The sequence below is a fragment of the Fictibacillus sp. NRS-1165 genome (assembly GCF_050468105.1).
Classification (GTDB): Bacteria; Bacillota; Bacilli; order Bacillales; family Fictibacillaceae; genus Fictibacillus_C; species Fictibacillus_C terrinigri.
In genome coordinates, this window is sequence record NZ_JBDPNU010000056.1 from 13,583 (window position 1) to 30,485 (window position 16,903).

Below are 16,903 nucleotides of genomic sequence, written 5' to 3' on the forward strand. Positions count from 1 at the left end.
TTGGCAAGAGGTGGGAAATGAATGAGTGTACCGAATCAACCATGGGCATTAATGTATCGCATCTATCGCAATGTTCTGCCCGACGTATCTTTTTTTCTTGAACAATGGCGTGAAAAAGCAGAATTGATTCCTAACGATGAACTTAGAAAACAGGCATTGATGAGTATTGATACAAAAGAGTTTCATTGCCAGGGAGGTTCGATTTTGGCCCTCCTGGCTGGAGATCAGCGAAAAAAAGTGATCGAATTTGTAGTGGCTTATCAAACGATCAGTGATTATCTGGATAACCTTTGCGACCGAAGCACATCTCTGGACCCGCTGGATTTTGAGGCTCTCCATGAATCCATGCTCCATGCCTTGACCCCCGGCGCCGAGCGCAAAAATTACTATCGCATGAGGGAAGACCAGAGCGACGGGGATTATTTATGGAGCCTCGTCCGGACATGCCAGACCGTTTTAAGTGAGATTCCGTATTACAGCGCCATTTCAGATTCATTGCTTGATTTGGCTCGCTATTATTGTGATCTGCAAATACATAAGCATGTGATCTTTGAAGAAAGAGTTCCGCGGCTCCAGGAGTGGTTCAGCAATCATAAAGATTCTATTCCTGCCATGAGCTGGTATGAATTCTCAGCCTGTACCGGCTCAACGCTCGGCATATTTTGCCTTGTATCTTATGCTTCCCATCAAAATCTGACGAATGAACAGGTGGAAGTCATTAAGAATGGCTATTTTCCTTGGGTGCAAGGCCTTCATATTCTGCTCGATTATTTTGTGGACCAAGAAGAGGACAAAGAGGGCGGCGACCTGAATTTTTGCTCGTACTATGAAAACGGCAATCAGCTTCTCGAGCGATTTGGGCACTTTGTTCAGCAAGCGGACAACAGTATTGACCGGCTGCCAGACCGAAAGTTTCATAAATTGATCAACCGGGGACTGCTCGGAATCTATCTGGCTGACCAGAAAGTGGACCGCCATCCAGGAATCAAAAAGGCTGCAGGAAAAATCATGAGAATGGGCGGAACGTATACTTTCTTTTTCTATATGAACCGGAGACTGATGCAGCGATTACGGCCGTCAATCTAAAAAAAGGAGGGGAGCTGCAGAAGCAGGTCCCCTCCCTTTTTATCTTTTTTCGATCGCTACAATAAAGGGAGGATCGTTCTTTTGGTTGATGAATCCATACTGCAGGACATGAGCTTTTTGCTGATCGAGTGACCGTACATATTCCATAACCGCTTCTTTTTCTGTTTTGCCTTCCGGATGTCCGTGGTAGATCACCAATACCGCCATTCCCCCTGGAGCCAGCAGGTCGAACAGCTGGTTCAAAGCTTGGATGGTCGATTCACCTTTTGTTACAATTTCTTTGTCCCCTCCTGGCAAATAGCCGAGATTAAACACAGCAGCGTCAATTTTTCCATAGAAGGAACCAGGGATGTGCATTTTCATTTGATGATGTCCAGTATGAAAAAGGGTAACATTATCTTCAGCTTTTTGTTCCAACAGACGTTTTCTCGTATTCACAATCGCCTCTTCTTGTATATCAAATCCAAACACTGTTCCTTCGCTGCCGACCAGACGGGAAAGGAAGAGGGTGTCATGGCCGTTCCCGCAGGTAGCATCAATCACAGCACTGCCCTTTGAAGCGGCACTTTCCAGCAATGTTCGGGCGAATGGAAGGATTCCCTGTATTCTCATAATCGCTTTATCGTTTCCTTTGTATAATATTTTCCCTGAAAGCTGTTTCTTCTCTCTAATTCGGATTCAATGGCATTCAGTACTCTCCACTTGTTCATGCTCCACATCGGTCCGATCAGAAGATCAGGGGGACCGTCCCCTGTTAGACGATGAATCATCATGTCAGGGGGGAGGATTTCAAGCTGGTCACAGACGAGCCGTACATACGTATCAAAGTCGAGAAACTCCAGCATTCCCTGATCGTATTGCTTGACCATCGGCGTTTTTTTCAACAAATGAAGAAGATGAATCTTGATGCCCTGTACATCTAGCTTGGCCACTTCTCTCGCAGTCTCCATCATCATTTCAGGTGTTTCCAGCGGAAGCCCGTTAATAATGTGTGAGCATACCCGAATATTATGTTTGCGAAGCTTTTCTACTCCTTCTACATAGGTTTTGTAATCATGGGCGCGATTGATAAGAAGTGCCGTTCGCTCATGTACAGTTTGCAGGCCGAGTTCCACCCAAAGATAGGTGCGTTTGTTTAACTCCGCTAGATACTCCACCACGTCATGCGGCAGACAATCCGGGCGTGTTGCGATTGCCAGGCCGACAACGCCGTCCTGTTCCAAAACCGTCTCGAACATTTCACGAAGTTTTTCAACGGGCGCGTATGTATTCGAGAAGGCTTGAAAATATCCGATATATTTTCCTTTTTTCCATTTTCTGTGCATGCGTTCTTTTACGGTATTAAACTGTGTGATCAAATCATCCCGCCGATCACCTGCAAAATCACCAGATCCGCTCTGTGAACAAAAGGTACAGCCTCCGAAAGCCGCTTTCCCGTCACGGTTCGGGCAATCAAACCCGCCATCCAGGGGAATTTTAATGATCTTCTCTTTAAAATGGTGCCGCAAATGCTGGTTCCATGTATAAAAACGTTTATCGCCATAATAGGCGGGAATAATCGATTGAGACATTGTGTCACACTCCTACAATCCTTCTGCATACTACAAGCCATTTTAGCATGGGGGATGGAAATCTCCAACAGGAAGAATTTGAGCGGATTTATGGGGTTAGGCGTGTCTTCCGATTGTCACCGGGCATAAAAAGCTCTACAATACTTAAGGGTATTTCTTTATTGATAGGGGGGGCTTTGTTTGCCTAAACCGCTTTGGCTGCTTGCATAGCGGTTTTCACGCAGGACGCGGGAATCAGCCTGAAGCTCTACAGCTTGCTGTGGACGGCCAACGGAGCCTTAATCGTAGTGCTTCAGCCCATGCTGGCCTACATCTTAAAAGGTTGGATTACTTCAACGAAAACTCAGATTCTCGTAGGTTACCTGGTTTTTATCGTTTCTTTTATAACGGTAAGCCGTGCGGAAGCATTTTCTGGTTTTATGGGAGCCATGGTCATTCTGACGATCGGAGAAATGTTCGTCTGGCCAGGCGTACCATCCATCGCCAATGATCTTGCTCCGGCAGGCAGGGCTGGGTTTTATCAGGGAATCGTTAACAGTACAGCAACGGCCGGATGATCGGTCCGTCATTTGGCGGCATTCTTGCTGATGTCTGGGGGATGAAGGCTGTATTCGGAGTGATATTTGTTCTGCTTATGATCAGTATCGTGCTTACTCAAATCTATGACTGGAAGATTGCTGATGGGGGTCTTCCACAGAAAAAGACAGGTTAGATAGGAGAACTGAATGGAAAACTTCTTGGCTTTTAATTTACAGGAGATGCCTTTTGTTATCATTTCTTTGGTAATTGCTTTTACAGTTCATGAATTTGCGCATGCCTACATGGCATACCTGTGCGGTGATTCCACGGCAAAAGACCAGGGCCGCATGACGCTGTCACCCGTGGCCCACCTTGATCCGATTGGTACCATTCTTTTATTGATCGCCGGGTTTGGCTGGGCAAGACCCGTTCCCGTGGACCGCAGAAATTTTAAACGCCCTCATCTATACGGTATTCTCGTATCGATCGCCGGGCCTCTGAGCAACATTTTGATCGCTTTGATCGGGGTGATTCTCTTTTATGTCCTTTTTTCAACCGGGATTGTGGATAATGTGCCGGAAAAGGGAGTCGACTTTATTGATAAACTGATCAATATGGTCGTATACTTGAACGTCCTGCTGTTTGTGTTTAATTTATTGCCGATTCCGCCGCTTGATGGCTATCGTATACTGGAAGACTTAGCACCTGACCGAATCCGTGCGAAGATGATTCAGTATGCACATATAGGAGTCATTGTTTTTTTAATCCTTATTATTACACCGCTTGACCGATATACTATTTATCCGATTTTCAATACCGTCGTTCCATTCGTGGCGAACCTGGTGGACAGCTTGATCCGGCCTTTCTTTGAATCTGGTATATAACTAGGAAAAAAGGGCTAAGCTTAAAAGCGAACAAACTTGACATTTTGCTTATGAATTCATACAATACAAGTTAAATATGGTAATTACGATGATAAGGATCAGTAGAAAAGCAGAGGGATCTAGAGAGTTGACGGATGGTGCGAGTCAACCCTGAACCTTTTTGAACTCGCCTTGTAGTTGCAGGAGTGAACAGGATCACTGTAGCTTTTGCCGTGTATCCGCGTTAAGGGACCAATGAGAGAGCGTGTTCTTTTGCGCTAATGTGGGTGGTACCGCGGCAGGTTATTATGACATAAACACAACCTTTCGTCCCTGAATGAGTTTAGGGGCGGGAGGTTTTTTATTTTGTCTTTAACTCGCTAAAGGATGAATGTACTTGACAGGGAGGAAACGAAATCATGCATTACGATCACAGGAAGATTGAGCCGAAGTGGCAGCAGTATTGGGAAAAGAATAAAACGTTTAAAACGGAAGAGGAATACTCCAAGAAAAAGTTCTATGCTCTGGATATGTTTCCTTATCCTTCAGGAGCTGGCCTTCACGTAGGGCATCCGGAAGGGTATACGGCAACTGATATTCTTTCCCGCATGAAACGCATGCAGGACTATAACGTGCTTCATCCGATGGGATGGGATGCCTTCGGTCTTCCAGCTGAGCAGTATGCGCTGGATACAGGGAATGACCCGGCCGAGTTTACTGAAAAGAACATTAACACGTTCCGGCGCCAGATTAAAGAGCTGGGCTTCTCTTATGACTGGGACCGCGAAGTAAACACTACCGATCCGGAGTATTATAAATGGACACAATGGATTTTCATTCAGCTTTACAAAAAAGGCCTTGCCTACGTTGACGAAGTACCTGTTAACTGGTGTGAGGCGCTGGGCACCGTTCTGGCAAATGAAGAAGTGATTGACGGCAAGAGCGAACGCGGAGGCCATCCGGTTGTCAGAAAGCCGATGAGACAGTGGATGCTGAAGATTACCGCATACGCGGACCGTTTGCTTGAGGATCTTGAAGAGCTTGATTGGCCGGAAAGCTTGAAAGAAATGCAAAGAAACTGGATTGGACGATCTGAAGGGGCAGAAGTGCATTTTGATATCGATGGACATGACAAACAAGTAACGGTGTTTACAACGCGTCCGGATACGCTTTTCGGAGCGACTTATCTCGTCCTAGCACCTGAGCATTCTTTTGTTAACGAAATCACAACAGAAGAGCAGCGTGAAGCTGTTGATCAATATAAAAAGGATGTGGCAACCAAATCAGATCTGGAGCGTACAGAGCTTGCCAAAGAAAAGACCGGAGTATTCACTGGTGCATATGCGATCAATCCGGTAAACGGCGAAAAGGTGCCGGTTTGGATCGCTGATTATGTACTAGCGACTTATGGAACGGGGGCTATCATGGCGGTTCCGGCGCATGATGAGCGTGACTATGAATTTGCAGTGAAATTTGAGCTTCCGATCATTGAAGTCGTAGAAGGAGGAGACGTACAGACTGCTGCGTATGCCGGCGACGGCAAGCATGTAAACTCTGAATTCCTGAACGGGCTGGACAAGGAAGAAGCGATTGAGAAAATGAACAGTTGGCTTGAAGAGAACAAGAAGGGCGAGAAGAAAATTACGTACCGTCTGCGCGACTGGCTGTTCTCCCGACAGCGATACTGGGGTGAGCCGATTCCCATCATCCTTTGGGAAGATGGAACAATGACACATGTTCCTGAAGAAGAGCTTCCTTTACGCTTACCGGCAGTAAAGGAAATTAAACCTTCCGGAACAGGGGAGTCTCCATTAGCCAACGTGGAAGAATGGGTCTATGTAGTTGATCGGGAAACCGGCAAGAAAGGCCGCCGCGAAACGAACACGATGCCGCAATGGGCTGGAAGCTGCTGGTACTATCTAAGATATATCGATCCAAAGAACAGTGAAGCTTTAGCGGATCCTGAGAAAATTAAGCATTGGCTGCCGGTTGACATCTATATCGGCGGTGCGGAGCACGCGGTTCTGCATTTGCTGTACGCTCGTTTCTGGCACAAGGTTCTTTATGATCTTGGTGTGGTTTCAACGAAGGAACCGTTCCAGCGATTGTTCAACCAAGGAATGATTCTTGGTGAGAACAATGAAAAGATGAGTAAATCTAAAGGCAACGTTGTAAACCCGGATGAAATTGTAGTTTCCCATGGTGCGGACACCCTCCGTTTGTATGAAATGTTCATGGGACCGCTTGATGCATCCATCGCATGGAGCACAACAGGATTGGACGGATCCCGCCGATTCCTTGACCGAGTATGGCGTTTGCTCGTTGCGGAAAACGGAGAGCTTAACGTTTCCATCCAAGACCAGCAAGGTACAGACTCCTTTGAACGTGTTTACCATCAGACAGTGAAAAAGATTACTGAGGATTTTGAGGGGCTTCGTTTCAACACCGGAATTTCTCAACTGATGGTTTTCGTCAACGAAGCAAACAAACAAGAAATTCTTCCAAAATATGCAGTCGAAGGCTTTGTGAAGCTTCTATCTCCGATAGCTCCGCATATTGCTGAAGAATTATGGGAAAAACTTGGACACAGCGGTTCTATCGCATACGAGGCATGGCCAGTATGGGATGAAGCCAAACTGGTGGATAAAGAAGTGGAAATCGTCGTACAGATCAACGGTAAAGTCAAGGCGAAGCTTAGCGTTCCAGCAGACATTACAAAAGAAGGTATGGAGCAGGCTGCAATGGACAGCGACGTCGTACAAAACGGCATCGAAGGAAAGACTGTCCGAAAAGTCATCGCTGTTCCAGGGAAACTTGTGAATATCGTAGCCAACTAAAGAGTGAAAACTTTGACAGAGGTGAATGGAATTGGAAGATCAAATTGCAACGATTACGCCTGAAGAAGTAAAAAGCAGACTGAAAAAAGGCGAGGCGATCTCTCTTATTGATGTTCGTGAGGATGAGGAAGTCGCTGAAGGGAAAATTGCCGAAGCCAAACATATCAGAATGATGGAAGTTCCGAACCGTCTTGATGAAATCAACAAAGATGATGAACATATTATTATCTGCCGTTCTGGAAGAAGAAGCGAGAACGTGGCTTATTTCCTTCAGGAAAATGGCTTTAAAGTAAAGAACATGGTGGGCGGAATGCTTGCTTACAATCAAGCTTCAGAATAACCGTAAAAAACCCGGATGCGCATGAACTGCATCCGGGTTTTTTATCATGGCCTACAGTCTTTTTTACCTTCCTTGAGTTATTGGAAATTTTCCCCTGTAAATGATTCCTGCTTCCGAGCCGATATAAAAATATAAAGACTCTGGGGGATAGACATGCATAAACAATACCTACTCTATTTCATCTTACTTTTACTCGCGGCCCACATGTTTACAGAGTATACCAGAATTTTGCAGAACAATCTGGGAGACATTCTTATTGATGGGGATTTGCACTCGCTCTCATTCTCATGTATTTCCGTATGGCTAAGAAGCATCAGCAGAACAGTACCGTTCTTGAAAAAGAGATTGAAGAGCACAAGTCTACGATGAATGAACTCAGGAAAAGCCGGGAAAGGCTTCAGGATATATTTGATACGATTGATGTGGCGATCTGGTCACATAACCTGAAACAAAACAAATTAATGGTTACCCGGGGAATTGAAAAGCTTTATGGATACAGTCTCGATTCATTTATTCAAGATGTGGAACTGTGGAGAAAGGTCATCCATTCCGAGGATTTACCGATCATAGATCAGAGAGCGAAAAGGATCGCACGAGGAGAAACGGTGACCAGCGAGTACCGGATCACGAGGCCGGACGGCGAGATTCGGTGGATTCAGGATAGAGGCATTCCCATTCTTGATGAATCTGGTGTACTGGTTGATTTTAATTCTATTCTTTATGATATTACTAATCGAAAACAAGCAGAGAGCACGATTGACCATATGGCCTACCATGACGATCTGACGGGACTTCCGAACAGGCACAGGTTTCAAGAGGTGCTGGAGCAGAAAATGTTTGAAGCCGGTATCAGCAACAGCACAATTGCTGTAATGTTTGTCGATTTAGACCGCTTTAAAATGATTAACGATACGCTCGGCCACCGGTTTGGGGACTTATTGCTTCAGCACGTCTCTTATCAGCTTAAGAACCTTGTACGTCCGTCTGATCACGTATTCCGCCGCGGGGGAGATGAATTTATTCTATTAATGGAAAACACGGACGAAGCGGAAATAAGACAGCTTGCCATGCGTATCCTAAACCAATTTAAAAAGCCGATCATGATCAGGGGACAGGAGATTTTTTCGACGCTTAGCCTTGGTATTGCGTTTTATCCCGGACATGGACTTGATTTAGATGAGCTCATTAAAAATGCAGATACGGCGATGTACCATGCAAAGGAAAAAGGCAGGGACAACTATCAATTTTTTAATGACGCACTTAACGAATCGATGATGGTAAAGATGCAGCTGGAAAACGGCCTGCGAAAGGCCCTTCATCGAGAGGAATTTACCCTTCGTTATCAGCCTCAGATCCATCTGCCGAGTGAAAGAGTTATGGGAACAGAAGCCCTGCTCCGATGGGAGCATCCGGAATTTGGAAATATACCCCCATCCACTTTTATTCCGGTGGCTGAGGATACAGGTTTAATCATACCGATCGGGGACTGGGTAATTAAAGAAGCGTGCCGGCAGAACAAATTCTGGCAGGACATCGGACATGAAAAGCTTAGCATCGCTGTAAATATATCTGCGAAGCAGCTGGAGGACCCCGGGTTTCCTGACAGAGTAAAAAAGAATCTGGCCGTGTTTGAACTCGATCTAGCCTGTTTGGAACTGGAAATTACAGAGGGAATGATGCAAGATTTTGATTCTTCTATACCGAACATCCGAAGACTGAAAGAATTGGGTGTGAAAATATCAATCGATGATTTTGGAACCGGCTATTCCTCTTTAAGCTATCTAAAGGTGCTGCCGATCGATACGCTGAAAATTGATAAGTCCTTTCTGGATGACAGCCTGGAAAGCTTCCAGGGGCAAGCCCTTGTCAAAACGATCATTGATATGGGAATCAATCTGAAGTTTAATGTCATCGCTGAGGGCATAGAAGACCGGATGCAAGTGGAATTTCTGCTTTCTCAGGGCTGCCTGGTCGGGCAAGGATATTTTTACAGCGAACCTCTTTCTGCGACAGAATGTGAAGCGTTCTTTCAGAAGGGCCTATCACCAAAGTAAAAGAGGGATGATTTTTATTTTTTCCTGTCGACAAGTTGGGTCCGCTCTTCAAAACTAGTGCTGTTTTTACAAAGGATTCGACGTAAATGACAGGGAAAACATACCCAGGAGGTGCTGGAGTATGTTGAAAATAAAGTTGTTTGATGAAGAACATGAAGCTGACCTGGAAGAAGCGGTTAATCTCTTCTTGGAGAACCTCCATGAATCGAACATCAAAGATATCAAGTATCAAGTTTCGATCAGTGACAGTTTAAGGCAGGAAGAGGAACCTACCATATACTCATATTCGATCATGGTTATTTATAATGAATAAATAACTTGGTTATTTATAATGAATAAAAAAGGGAACTTCCTCCGCAATGGCAGAGGGAGTCCCCTTTTTTTATTGTATTGCAGCATTTGTTCCCGCCAGATGTCCTGTAACGAAGGCAACCGTTATATTATAGCCGCCGGTATAGCCATGCAGATCTAATATTTCCCCGCAAAAATAAAGTCCTTCTTTCTTTTTCGAGGCCATGCTCTTTGGTTCAATTTCCTTTATCGAAACTCCGCCGCCTGTCACGAACGCTTTTTCAATGGAAAGTGTACCGTTGACCTCAAATGAGAACCTTTTAAGCAGCGAGATCAATTGACGCAGGCTTTGTTTGTTCAGGTGTTCACTCGTCACATCAAGTGATATGCTGGCTTTTTCCAATAAAAACAGTAAATATCGTTCAGGAAGAAAGCCTTTCAGGACATTTTTTATCGCTTTTTTTGGATCTTCTTTAAGGAGGCTGTTGACAGATTGAAATAATTCTTCCTCTTTTTGGTCAGGAAAAGAATCGATGGACATCATGATCGATTTCGTTTCAAACTTTTTAAGGGCTTTTACAACGAATTGACTCGATCGAAGGGCTGCAGGTCCAGATAATCCGAAATGAGTGAAGATCATATCCCCTCTATGCGCTTTGATCAGTTTTCCCTTTGGATTCCAGACCGAAAGCTCAGCTTGGCGAAGCGAGATGCCCTGCAGTGTTTTTGACTTTACAAAGGGCTCGGATGAAGTAATCGGAACTTCTGTAGGATACAGTTCGGTAATCGTGTGGCCCGCCTTTTTTGCCCAGGCGTAGCCATCGCCTGTTGAACCGGTGTGTGGGACGGACTTTCCGCCAACCGCGATAATGACCGCTTTAGCAGGTATAACGGTACCATTTTTCAGAACGACCTCTTTTACATGATCATCTGTGTAATTCACCGTTTCCACGGGTGAATTTGTCCAGATTTTTACGTTCAGCGATTCGATCTTCTTCAGCAGGGCAGCGACTACATCACTCGCCTTGTTGCTGACGGGAAACATTCTTCCGTTGTCTTCTTCTTTCAGCGCAATTCCTAGCCCCTCAAAAAAAGAGATGATATCTTCATTGTTAAAGATCGAGAACGCACTGTATAAAAAACGCCCGTTGCCGGGGATGTGTTTTATGATTTCATCAATCGGAAGCCGGTTCGTTACGTTGCAACGTCCTCCGCCTGAAATGGCAAGCTTTCTGCCAAGTTTGTCCCCTTTATCAATGAGCAGCACTCTGCTGCCCTTTGTTGCTGCAGCGACAGAGGCCATTAATCCCGAAGGGCCTCCTCCGATAACCACTACATCATATTTCATGTATGCACCTGCTTCCTTTTATTACAACCAAAAAGATACCATATCTTTTGTGAAATGAAAAACTCTGTCGCAAGAGAGTGCTTGTGTTACAATACTAATGTTGTTCTAGAAGAATAAATTCAAAGTATGCTTTTTTGTAGCACTAAATAGTAGGAGATGGATTCATGTCTCGGTTATTGCGAGGAACGTTAATTTTAACTGCAGCAACATTCTTTTCAAAATTTATCGGATTGATTTATATTGTTCCGTTTAATGCATTGGTCGGAACAAAGGGCCTTGCTCTATACGGCTACGCTTATAATCCCTACACGATTCTCCTTAGTATCGCAACGATGGGTGTGCCGCTGGCCGTTTCCAAGTTCGTATCCAAATATAATGCTCTTGGCGATTATGCCACTGGCCGAAAGCTGCTGAAATCCGGCTTGTTCATCATGACATTGACGGGCTTTGCCGCCTTTCTTGTACTTTATTTTATCGCTCCCGTACTGTCCGCCAACATTTTGGGGAAACATGGCGGTGACGGAAATACGGTGGATGACATTACTTTTGTTATCCGAATGGTAAGTACCGCTCTGATTTTTGTTCCTTCCATGAGCTTGATCAGGGGATACTTTCAGGGATTCCAATCGATGGGCCCTACTGCGGTTTCACAGGTAGTGGAACAGATTATTCGAATCTTATTTATCCTGATCGCCAGCTACGCTGTCATCCATATCATGAACGGTACTTTGACTACGGCTGTTGGCCTTGCGACTTTTGCCGCGACAGTTGGGGCGATTGGAGGCTTGCTTGTTCTGCTATGGTACTGGAACAGAAGGCGTCCATATCTAAAAAAAATGTATGAACAGTCCACCGTGGATTCACAAGTCTCCCTGCCGGCGATCTACCGGGAGATCGTTTCCTATGCCGTGCCTTTTGTAGCCGTTGGACTGGCCATCCCGTTATATAAAATTATTGATCAATTTACGATTGTTAATACTCTTCAGCAGACAGGCTACAGCCAGCCGAAGGCAGAAGATGTGTTTGCGATGGTCACACAGACCTCCCATCAGCTTGTCATGATCCCGGTGTCACTGGCTACTGCCTTTGCTTTAACCCTTATCCCGATCATTACAAAGTCTTATACAGAAGGGGATTATGACTCGCTGAACAAACAGATCACACAATCCTTTCAGATGACGTTGTTTCTGACAGTGCCTGCAGCTGTCGGCTTATCGGTCCTTGCTTATCCGGCTTATGGAACGCTGTTCACATTGAACGATATCAAGCTGGGAGGCGAGCTCCTTCGCTGGTATTCTCTGTCAGGGATCTGGTTTGCGATGTTTACGGTTACCGCAGCGATCATGCAAGGGCTGAACCGGCAGAAATATGCGTTGTTCAGCCTCTTGGTAGGTATCCTGTTTAAACTGACCCTGAACATTCCTCTCATTTATTTATGGAAGGGTGTAGGTTCGATTATTGCAACCAACATCGGGTACACGGTATCTATTCTAATTAACCTGTATGTGATAAAGAAATATGGTGAATTTTCATTTAAGTGGGTATTCCGCCGCGCAATTCTGATCGGTGCTTTCGGTTTGGCCATGGCTGTCGCTGTTTATGTGATCAAAGCGCCAATCGAAGGTTCCTTCCATGGAGTTTATACGAAGGCCAGGGGTATTGCAGTACTGGCAGCGGGTATACTCACTGGAGGACTCGTTTATTTTGCTCTCTCTTACAAATCGGGTTTGATACAGATTATTTTAGGTCAGCGGTTCAGCTTCCTGAAAAGAAAAAAAAAGAAAGCCACGTAAAAAAGAAGGTCCTCTTGGACCTTCTTTTCTGGGATAAGAGAGGTTGGCATTCAAGTAATGTCTAACTCCGGCGTTTGTCGGAATTAAGCAGGGTGCTTGCGCTTTTCTTACATTACTCATTTTGTTCGTCATACCACTTCAGCTGGTTGCCGATACTATAGCCTTCAAGTGGCACTTCAAACTGAAAACCGGCCTTGGCCAGCTCAGGCTGAAGGTGTTCTCTGTAAACCCATCCTCCATGCAAATAAACGGTGCTTTCTTCCGGTTTTTCATGTTTTTGCAGCTCTTCTACGACTTTCCGCGCCCATTCGTGCTTTTCCTTGGAGGAAAAATTTTTAATCGAAACATTATAGGGCTCGATCCATTGATCCTGAGTAAGAAACCCTTCTTTTGCGCTGTAAAAATAAAATGCATCATAATTCTGCTTTGCAAAAAGAACAGATTTTAAAAACAAAGGACTTATGTATAAATCAATAGCTGCTGCGGGATGGTTCAGTTTTTTTCTGGCAGTCGCCAGCAGGCCGATTTTCCGTTTCATCTAACAATCTCCTCCTATAGTACTAAAATACCCGCGTTTATTAATTATAAAGCAAATTTTTGTAAATTTATAGGAAAATATGCTTATAAAAGAAAAGAGGTCGAAGTAAACATGCGAATGGACAAATTATTAGCCAATATGGGGTTTGGAAGCCGAAAAGAAGTGAAGCTGCTTTTGAAAAAAGGTGTTGTACTTGTTGACGGTGTGCCAGTAAAAGACAGCAAGACAAAAGTAGATCCCGAAACACAGAAGGTGGTCGTTCATGGAGAGGAAGTGTCCTATAAAGAAACGATTTACCTCATGATGAACAAACCGCCGGGTGTTATCTCAGCAACAGAGGATCATGTTCAGGAGACGGTCATCGACCTTCTTGAAGATCGGGATCAGATTCTTTCACCATTTCCGGTAGGCCGCCTGGATAAAGATACAGAAGGGCTTCTCGTACTTACGAATGACGGACAATTGTCCCACTCGCTTTTATCCCCTAAAAAGCATGTTCCTAAAACGTATTTTGCGAAAATAAATGGAAGGGTCACACAGGAGGATGTGGAGGCGTTCAAGGAAGGTGTAGTCCTTGATGATGGATATAAGACTAAACCTGGAGCGGTGCTTTCCATCCTTCATTCGGGAGAAATCTCTGAAATCGAGCTCATCATCACGGAGGGAAAATTCCATCAGGTAAAGAGGATGTTTGAGGCGGTCGGAAAAAAAGTTACCTATTTAAAGCGAATAAAAATGGGAGGACTATCTTTGGATGAAAACCTGAAGCTTGGAGAATACAGAGAGCTGACAAAGGAAGAACTGGAGCGCTTATCTGAAAGATAGGTTTTTTAAAAGGAAATAACGGGTAAAATTTTGAAAAAGGAGGAATGGTAATGCTGCTTAAAGCGAAGGATTTACTCGATAAAAAAGTAAAGCACTCGGAAACGAAAGTTGATAACATCGACCCAAACGGGGTTCTCCTGAATAAATATGATTTTTCCCTGTGTTACCTCTCGTTTGAGGAAAGTGTGCCTGCCGATCCTGGAAATGAAGAATCATATCAGCCTGTTGATAAAAATGTACTGAATATGCAGGCGGCAACGAGCGGCATCGGATCGCAAAGCACTCCAATGACAGGAACAGGCTATCCTGTTACTGCAAGAACTTATCATAAAGAAAATTACTTGATCCCATGGCACGATATTATTTCTCTCGATGATGACATTGTGTATCAGGGGAATGAGCGTCAAATGGAAGAACCTGAAGAATGCATGGCTTCCTCCATATTTGATGGCTGGACAGTAGAAACGATAGACGGTGAAAAGATAGGTAAGATTAAAGATATCATCCTTGATACGATATCTAAAAAAGCGGTGGCGTTGGAGATTGCTGAAGGCTTTTGGTCCAAGCTGCTCGGGGAAGGCAACAAATACATGCCGATCGCAGGTGAACCGAACTGGGCAGAAGAGAAGTGGATAGTCGAGCCCGAGTTGAAGGATCATGTAGTCAGTAATAAAGAAGACATTAAACCGCTTTTTTAATAAGCAATGAAAAAAACAAAAAACCCCCTTCCATTTGGATGGGGGTTATCTCATCATTATGATACTTTTACTTTTTTGGAGGTTGTCTGCCACAGCCCTCTGCTTGGGCTGGTGACCAGGTTGTTATATGCCAAAACATTTAGATCCCTCTGGATAGTGCGCTGCGTAGTCCCAAATTCTTCAACCAATTCTCGTGTTGTAACAGTCCCTTTCCTTTTTATAAAAAGATACATGGATTTTACACGGTTCAACATACGGTTAGTTGAAGGACTCAAAAAACCACTCCCTATACAGTATTGTCGTTCATAATAAATTATAGAATAATTTCATTAATTTATTATGATAAAATGTTTAAAATTTCTTTAAAAAATGAGATTAAAATAAAAAGCGAAGACTCCATATCCGGTTCTTCGCTGCTTCGCCATGACTTTTATCATGATTTCTCTCTATTTCTCAGGTGATTGGCGGCTTCGCAGCATTAGAATGACCGCTAAGTTTTTCAAACAAAACAAAGCATTCATCGTTTACTAATAACAACCACACCTCCTATTTACGCGATATTATACTTTATTGCAGAGGAAAAAGCAAATGAGCAGTCTTTAAATCGGCATCACTTCACTCTTTTTTGGAACTATAAGCTAAAATGGAAGTGGATTTGTCAATATTGGGTACCGCCTTGTAATGAAACATGAGATGATACATAAGTAGTGAATGAAGAAAGGTGAGCAGTTATGAAAAATGTAAATTGGAAAGCGGAAGTTGAGAAAAGAAAAGAAAGCCTCATAAAGGACACTCAAGGCCTTTTGCAGATCAGAAGTGTGCTCGAGGAGGATAAAGCAGCCGATCTTGCTCCGTTTGGCCCCGGTATTGAAAAAGCCCTGCATTTTATGCTTGAACTGGGCGCCGCACAAGGAATGCAGACTAAAAACGTTGACGGTTATGCTGCACATATTGAACTGGGGGATGGAGAAGAATTAATTGGAATTTTAGGCCATCTTGATGTGGTTCCCGAAGGAGATGGCTGGACAGTGGATCCGTTCGGAGGAGTAGTCAGGGATGGCAAGATTTTTGCCAGAGGAGCCATCGATGACAAAGGGCCAACGATGGCTGCCTTCTATGGAATGAAGATCATCAAGGAACTTGGATTGCCCTTGTCCAAACGAGTAAGGCTCATTCTTGGAACGGATGAAGAAAGCCTGTGGCGATGCGTGGACCATTATTTTAAGCATGAAGAAATGCCGTCATCAGGCTTTGCGCCAGATGCGGATTTTCCCATCATCCATGCTGAGAAGGGAATGCTTAACATCAGCTTAAAGCTGAAAAGTAGTGCAGTAAACGGAGAGCAAGCCAACATGCTCACGGCCTTTTCTTCTGGGCAGAGGTTTAACATGGTTCCGGATCTGGCAGAAGCTGTCATTATCGCAAGCGATGAACTTGCAGACCGTTATCAGCGATTTTTGGACAGCCGCCAATTAACGGGTTCTTCGTCCAAAGCAGATGGGGAGATAACATTACGGCTTCATGGTAAGTCGGCTCATGGAAGTACGCCTGAATCCGGTGTGAATGCGGGAGTCTTGCTTGCTGAATTTTTATCAGGAGAAAACCTTGATGCTCAGGGGCAGTTGTACACTGATTTTGTTGCGGAACACCTTAGAAGCGTCTCCGGCAAGGAGCTTGGGATTCAGGCAGAGGATGATGTGAGCGGTATTTTAACGGTTAATCCTGGTGTATTCAACTATAGCGTGAAAACAGAGGGAAGCATTGGTTTAAATATCAGGTATCCGGTCAAGCATTCAGGGGAGATTGTTTTGGGCAGCCTTGAAAAACTTGCGGTTGATAAAGGTTTTTCCTTAGAGGTGGAAAAGCATACGCAGCCTCATTTTGTGGATGAAAATCATGAGCTGGTTCAAACCCTGAAAAAGGTTTATGAAGAACAGACCGGACAACCCGGCAAACCTATCGCTATCGGCGGAGGGACCTATGCAAGATCATTAGAAGCAGGAGTGGCGTTTGGGGCTTTATTCCCGGGCAGGGAAGATGTCGCTCATCAGAAGGATGAATATATGTTCCTGGACGATTTATTCAGCGCAGCGGCAATCTATGCACAAGCAATCTATGAATTGGCAAAATAAGCAATCTT

Annotated in this window: 17 protein-coding genes and 1 other annotated feature; of the genes, 12 read left to right on the top strand and 5 right to left on the bottom strand. The window is 44.4% G+C overall.

The genetic code is table 11. From position 1 onward, the window contains the following. Nucleotides 1-21: 21 nt before the first annotated feature. The gene (locus tag ABHN01_RS21405; protein ID WP_429877197.1) at nt 22-1,086 is read left to right on the top strand and encodes a tetraprenyl-beta-curcumene synthase family protein; all 1,065 of its coding nucleotides are present in this window, start codon (nt 22-24) and stop codon (nt 1,084-1,086) included. Between the two features lie 39 nt (nt 1,087-1,125). On the opposite strand, the gene ABHN01_RS21410 is transcribed toward ABHN01_RS21405, so the two are convergent. Next, entirely contained in the window at nt 1,126-1,698 is a 573-nt protein-coding gene (locus ABHN01_RS21410) for a class I SAM-dependent methyltransferase (RefSeq protein WP_429877198.1), read from the bottom strand. Further along, entirely contained in the window at nt 1,695-2,657 is a 963-nt protein-coding gene (locus ABHN01_RS21415; RefSeq protein ID WP_429877199.1) for a TIGR01212 family radical SAM protein, read from the bottom strand. The genes ABHN01_RS21410 and ABHN01_RS21415 overlap by 4 nt, the downstream gene beginning before the upstream one ends. Before the next feature lie 254 nt (nt 2,658-2,911). On the opposite strand from ABHN01_RS21415, the gene ABHN01_RS21420 reads away from it, so the two are divergent. The 7 genes from ABHN01_RS21420 (at nt 2,912) to ABHN01_RS21450 (ending at nt 9,583) form a co-directional block, all read left to right on the top strand. Then, on the top strand, nt 2,912-3,214 hold the full coding sequence (locus tag ABHN01_RS21420) for a hypothetical protein (RefSeq protein WP_429877200.1): 303 nt from the start codon (nt 2,912-2,914) through the stop codon (nt 3,212-3,214). Then, nucleotides 3,211-3,369: a hypothetical protein gene (locus ABHN01_RS21425; protein ID WP_429877201.1), complete on the top strand. Its 159-nt coding sequence runs from the start codon at nt 3,211-3,213 to the stop codon at nt 3,367-3,369. The genes ABHN01_RS21420 and ABHN01_RS21425 overlap by 4 nt, the downstream gene beginning before the upstream one ends. Before the next feature lie 13 nt (nt 3,370-3,382). Then, nucleotides 3,383-4,060 carry a site-2 protease family protein gene (locus ABHN01_RS21430; RefSeq protein ID WP_429877202.1) on the top strand — a complete coding sequence of 226 codons (678 nt, stop codon included), beginning with the start codon at nt 3,383-3,385 and terminating at the stop codon, nt 4,058-4,060. Between the two features lie 79 nt (nt 4,061-4,139). Next, nucleotides 4,140-4,377 (top strand) — a binding site (T-box leader). 81 nt (nt 4,378-4,458) lie between these two features. Beyond that, nucleotides 4,459-6,876 (top strand): leucine--tRNA ligase, encoded by a 2,418-nt coding sequence (leuS, locus tag ABHN01_RS21435; protein WP_429877203.1) that lies wholly within the window; start codon nt 4,459-4,461, stop codon nt 6,874-6,876. A gap of 31 nt (nt 6,877-6,907) precedes the next feature. Next, entirely contained in the window at nt 6,908-7,216 is a 309-nt protein-coding gene (locus ABHN01_RS21440; protein ID WP_429877204.1) for a rhodanese-like domain-containing protein, read from the top strand. 299 nt (nt 7,217-7,515) lie between these two features. Continuing rightward, on the top strand, nt 7,516-9,270 hold the full coding sequence (locus tag ABHN01_RS21445; protein ID WP_429877205.1) for a putative bifunctional diguanylate cyclase/phosphodiesterase: 1,755 nt from the start codon (nt 7,516-7,518) through the stop codon (nt 9,268-9,270). Between the two features lie 121 nt (nt 9,271-9,391). Further along, on the top strand, nt 9,392-9,583 hold the full coding sequence (locus tag ABHN01_RS21450; protein WP_290398643.1) for a sporulation protein Cse60: 192 nt from the start codon (nt 9,392-9,394) through the stop codon (nt 9,581-9,583). A gap of 69 nt (nt 9,584-9,652) precedes the next feature. Here ABHN01_RS21450 and ABHN01_RS21455 read toward each other — a convergent pair whose 3' ends face one another. Next, entirely contained in the window at nt 9,653-10,909 is a 1,257-nt protein-coding gene (locus ABHN01_RS21455) for an NAD(P)/FAD-dependent oxidoreductase (protein WP_429877206.1), read from the bottom strand. A gap of 164 nt (nt 10,910-11,073) precedes the next feature. Here ABHN01_RS21455 and ABHN01_RS21460 point away from each other — a divergent pair, with 164 nt between their 5' ends. Further along, nucleotides 11,074-12,702 carry a putative polysaccharide biosynthesis protein gene (locus ABHN01_RS21460; protein WP_429877207.1) on the top strand — a complete coding sequence of 543 codons (1,629 nt, stop codon included), beginning with the start codon at nt 11,074-11,076 and terminating at the stop codon, nt 12,700-12,702. Between the two features lie 112 nt (nt 12,703-12,814). Here the strand turns inward: ABHN01_RS21460 and ABHN01_RS21465 are convergent, their stop codons facing one another. After that, nucleotides 12,815-13,240: a DUF6884 domain-containing protein gene (locus tag ABHN01_RS21465; protein WP_429877208.1), complete on the bottom strand. Its 426-nt coding sequence runs from the start codon at nt 13,238-13,240 to the stop codon at nt 12,815-12,817. Nucleotides 13,241-13,351: 111 nt separating this feature from the next. Between ABHN01_RS21465 and ABHN01_RS21470 the strand changes: the two genes are divergently transcribed. After that, on the top strand, nt 13,352-14,065 hold the full coding sequence (locus ABHN01_RS21470) for a pseudouridine synthase (RefSeq protein ID WP_429877209.1): 714 nt from the start codon (nt 13,352-13,354) through the stop codon (nt 14,063-14,065). A gap of 50 nt (nt 14,066-14,115) precedes the next feature. Continuing rightward, nucleotides 14,116-14,763 (top strand): PRC-barrel domain-containing protein, encoded by a 648-nt coding sequence (locus ABHN01_RS21475; protein ID WP_429877210.1) that lies wholly within the window; start codon nt 14,116-14,118, stop codon nt 14,761-14,763. 56 nt (nt 14,764-14,819) lie between these two features. Here ABHN01_RS21475 and ABHN01_RS21480 read toward each other — a convergent pair whose 3' ends face one another. Continuing rightward, the gene (locus ABHN01_RS21480; protein ID WP_082316176.1) at nt 14,820-15,038 is read right to left on the bottom strand and encodes a DeoR family transcriptional regulator; all 219 of its coding nucleotides are present in this window, start codon (nt 15,036-15,038) and stop codon (nt 14,820-14,822) included. A gap of 456 nt (nt 15,039-15,494) precedes the next feature. On the opposite strand from ABHN01_RS21480, the gene pepV reads away from it, so the two are divergent. Then, nucleotides 15,495-16,895, top strand: coding sequence for a dipeptidase PepV (gene pepV / locus ABHN01_RS21485; protein ID WP_429877211.1), 1,401 nt, complete (start codon nt 15,495-15,497; stop codon nt 16,893-16,895). The last annotated feature ends 8 nt before the right edge of the window (nt 16,896-16,903 follow it).

What these genes read in the sequence shown, in the direction of transcription:
- ABHN01_RS21445 (WP_429877205.1), top strand. Translation starts at nt 7,516, where the DNA reads ATGGCTAAGAAGCATCAGCAGAACAGTACCGTTCTTGAAAAAGAGATT.
- ABHN01_RS21455 (WP_429877206.1), bottom strand. Translation starts at nt 10,909, where the DNA reads ATGAAATATGATGTAGTGGTTATCGGAGGAGGCCCTTCGGGATTAATG.
- pepV (WP_429877211.1), top strand. Translation starts at nt 15,495, where the DNA reads ATGAAAAATGTAAATTGGAAAGCGGAAGTTGAGAAAAGAAAAGAAAGC.
- ABHN01_RS21415 (WP_429877199.1), bottom strand. Translation starts at nt 2,657, where the DNA reads ATGTCTCAATCGATTATTCCCGCCTATTATGGCGATAAACGTTTTTAT.
- ABHN01_RS21460 (WP_429877207.1), top strand. Translation starts at nt 11,074, where the DNA reads ATGTCTCGGTTATTGCGAGGAACGTTAATTTTAACTGCAGCAACATTC.
- ABHN01_RS21470 (WP_429877209.1), top strand. Translation starts at nt 13,352, where the DNA reads ATGCGAATGGACAAATTATTAGCCAATATGGGGTTTGGAAGCCGAAAA.
- ABHN01_RS21475 (WP_429877210.1), top strand. Translation starts at nt 14,116, where the DNA reads ATGCTGCTTAAAGCGAAGGATTTACTCGATAAAAAAGTAAAGCACTCG.
- ABHN01_RS21465 (WP_429877208.1), bottom strand. Translation starts at nt 13,240, where the DNA reads ATGAAACGGAAAATCGGCCTGCTGGCGACTGCCAGAAAAAAACTGAAC.
- ABHN01_RS21450 (WP_290398643.1), top strand. Translation starts at nt 9,392, where the DNA reads ATGTTGAAAATAAAGTTGTTTGATGAAGAACATGAAGCTGACCTGGAA.
- ABHN01_RS21425 (WP_429877201.1), top strand. Translation starts at nt 3,211, where the DNA reads ATGATCGGTCCGTCATTTGGCGGCATTCTTGCTGATGTCTGGGGGATG.
- ABHN01_RS21430 (WP_429877202.1), top strand. Translation starts at nt 3,383, where the DNA reads ATGGAAAACTTCTTGGCTTTTAATTTACAGGAGATGCCTTTTGTTATC.
- leuS (WP_429877203.1), top strand. Translation starts at nt 4,459, where the DNA reads ATGCATTACGATCACAGGAAGATTGAGCCGAAGTGGCAGCAGTATTGG.
- ABHN01_RS21410 (WP_429877198.1), bottom strand. Translation starts at nt 1,698, where the DNA reads ATGAGAATACAGGGAATCCTTCCATTCGCCCGAACATTGCTGGAAAGT.
- ABHN01_RS21405 (WP_429877197.1), top strand. Translation starts at nt 22, where the DNA reads ATGAGTGTACCGAATCAACCATGGGCATTAATGTATCGCATCTATCGC.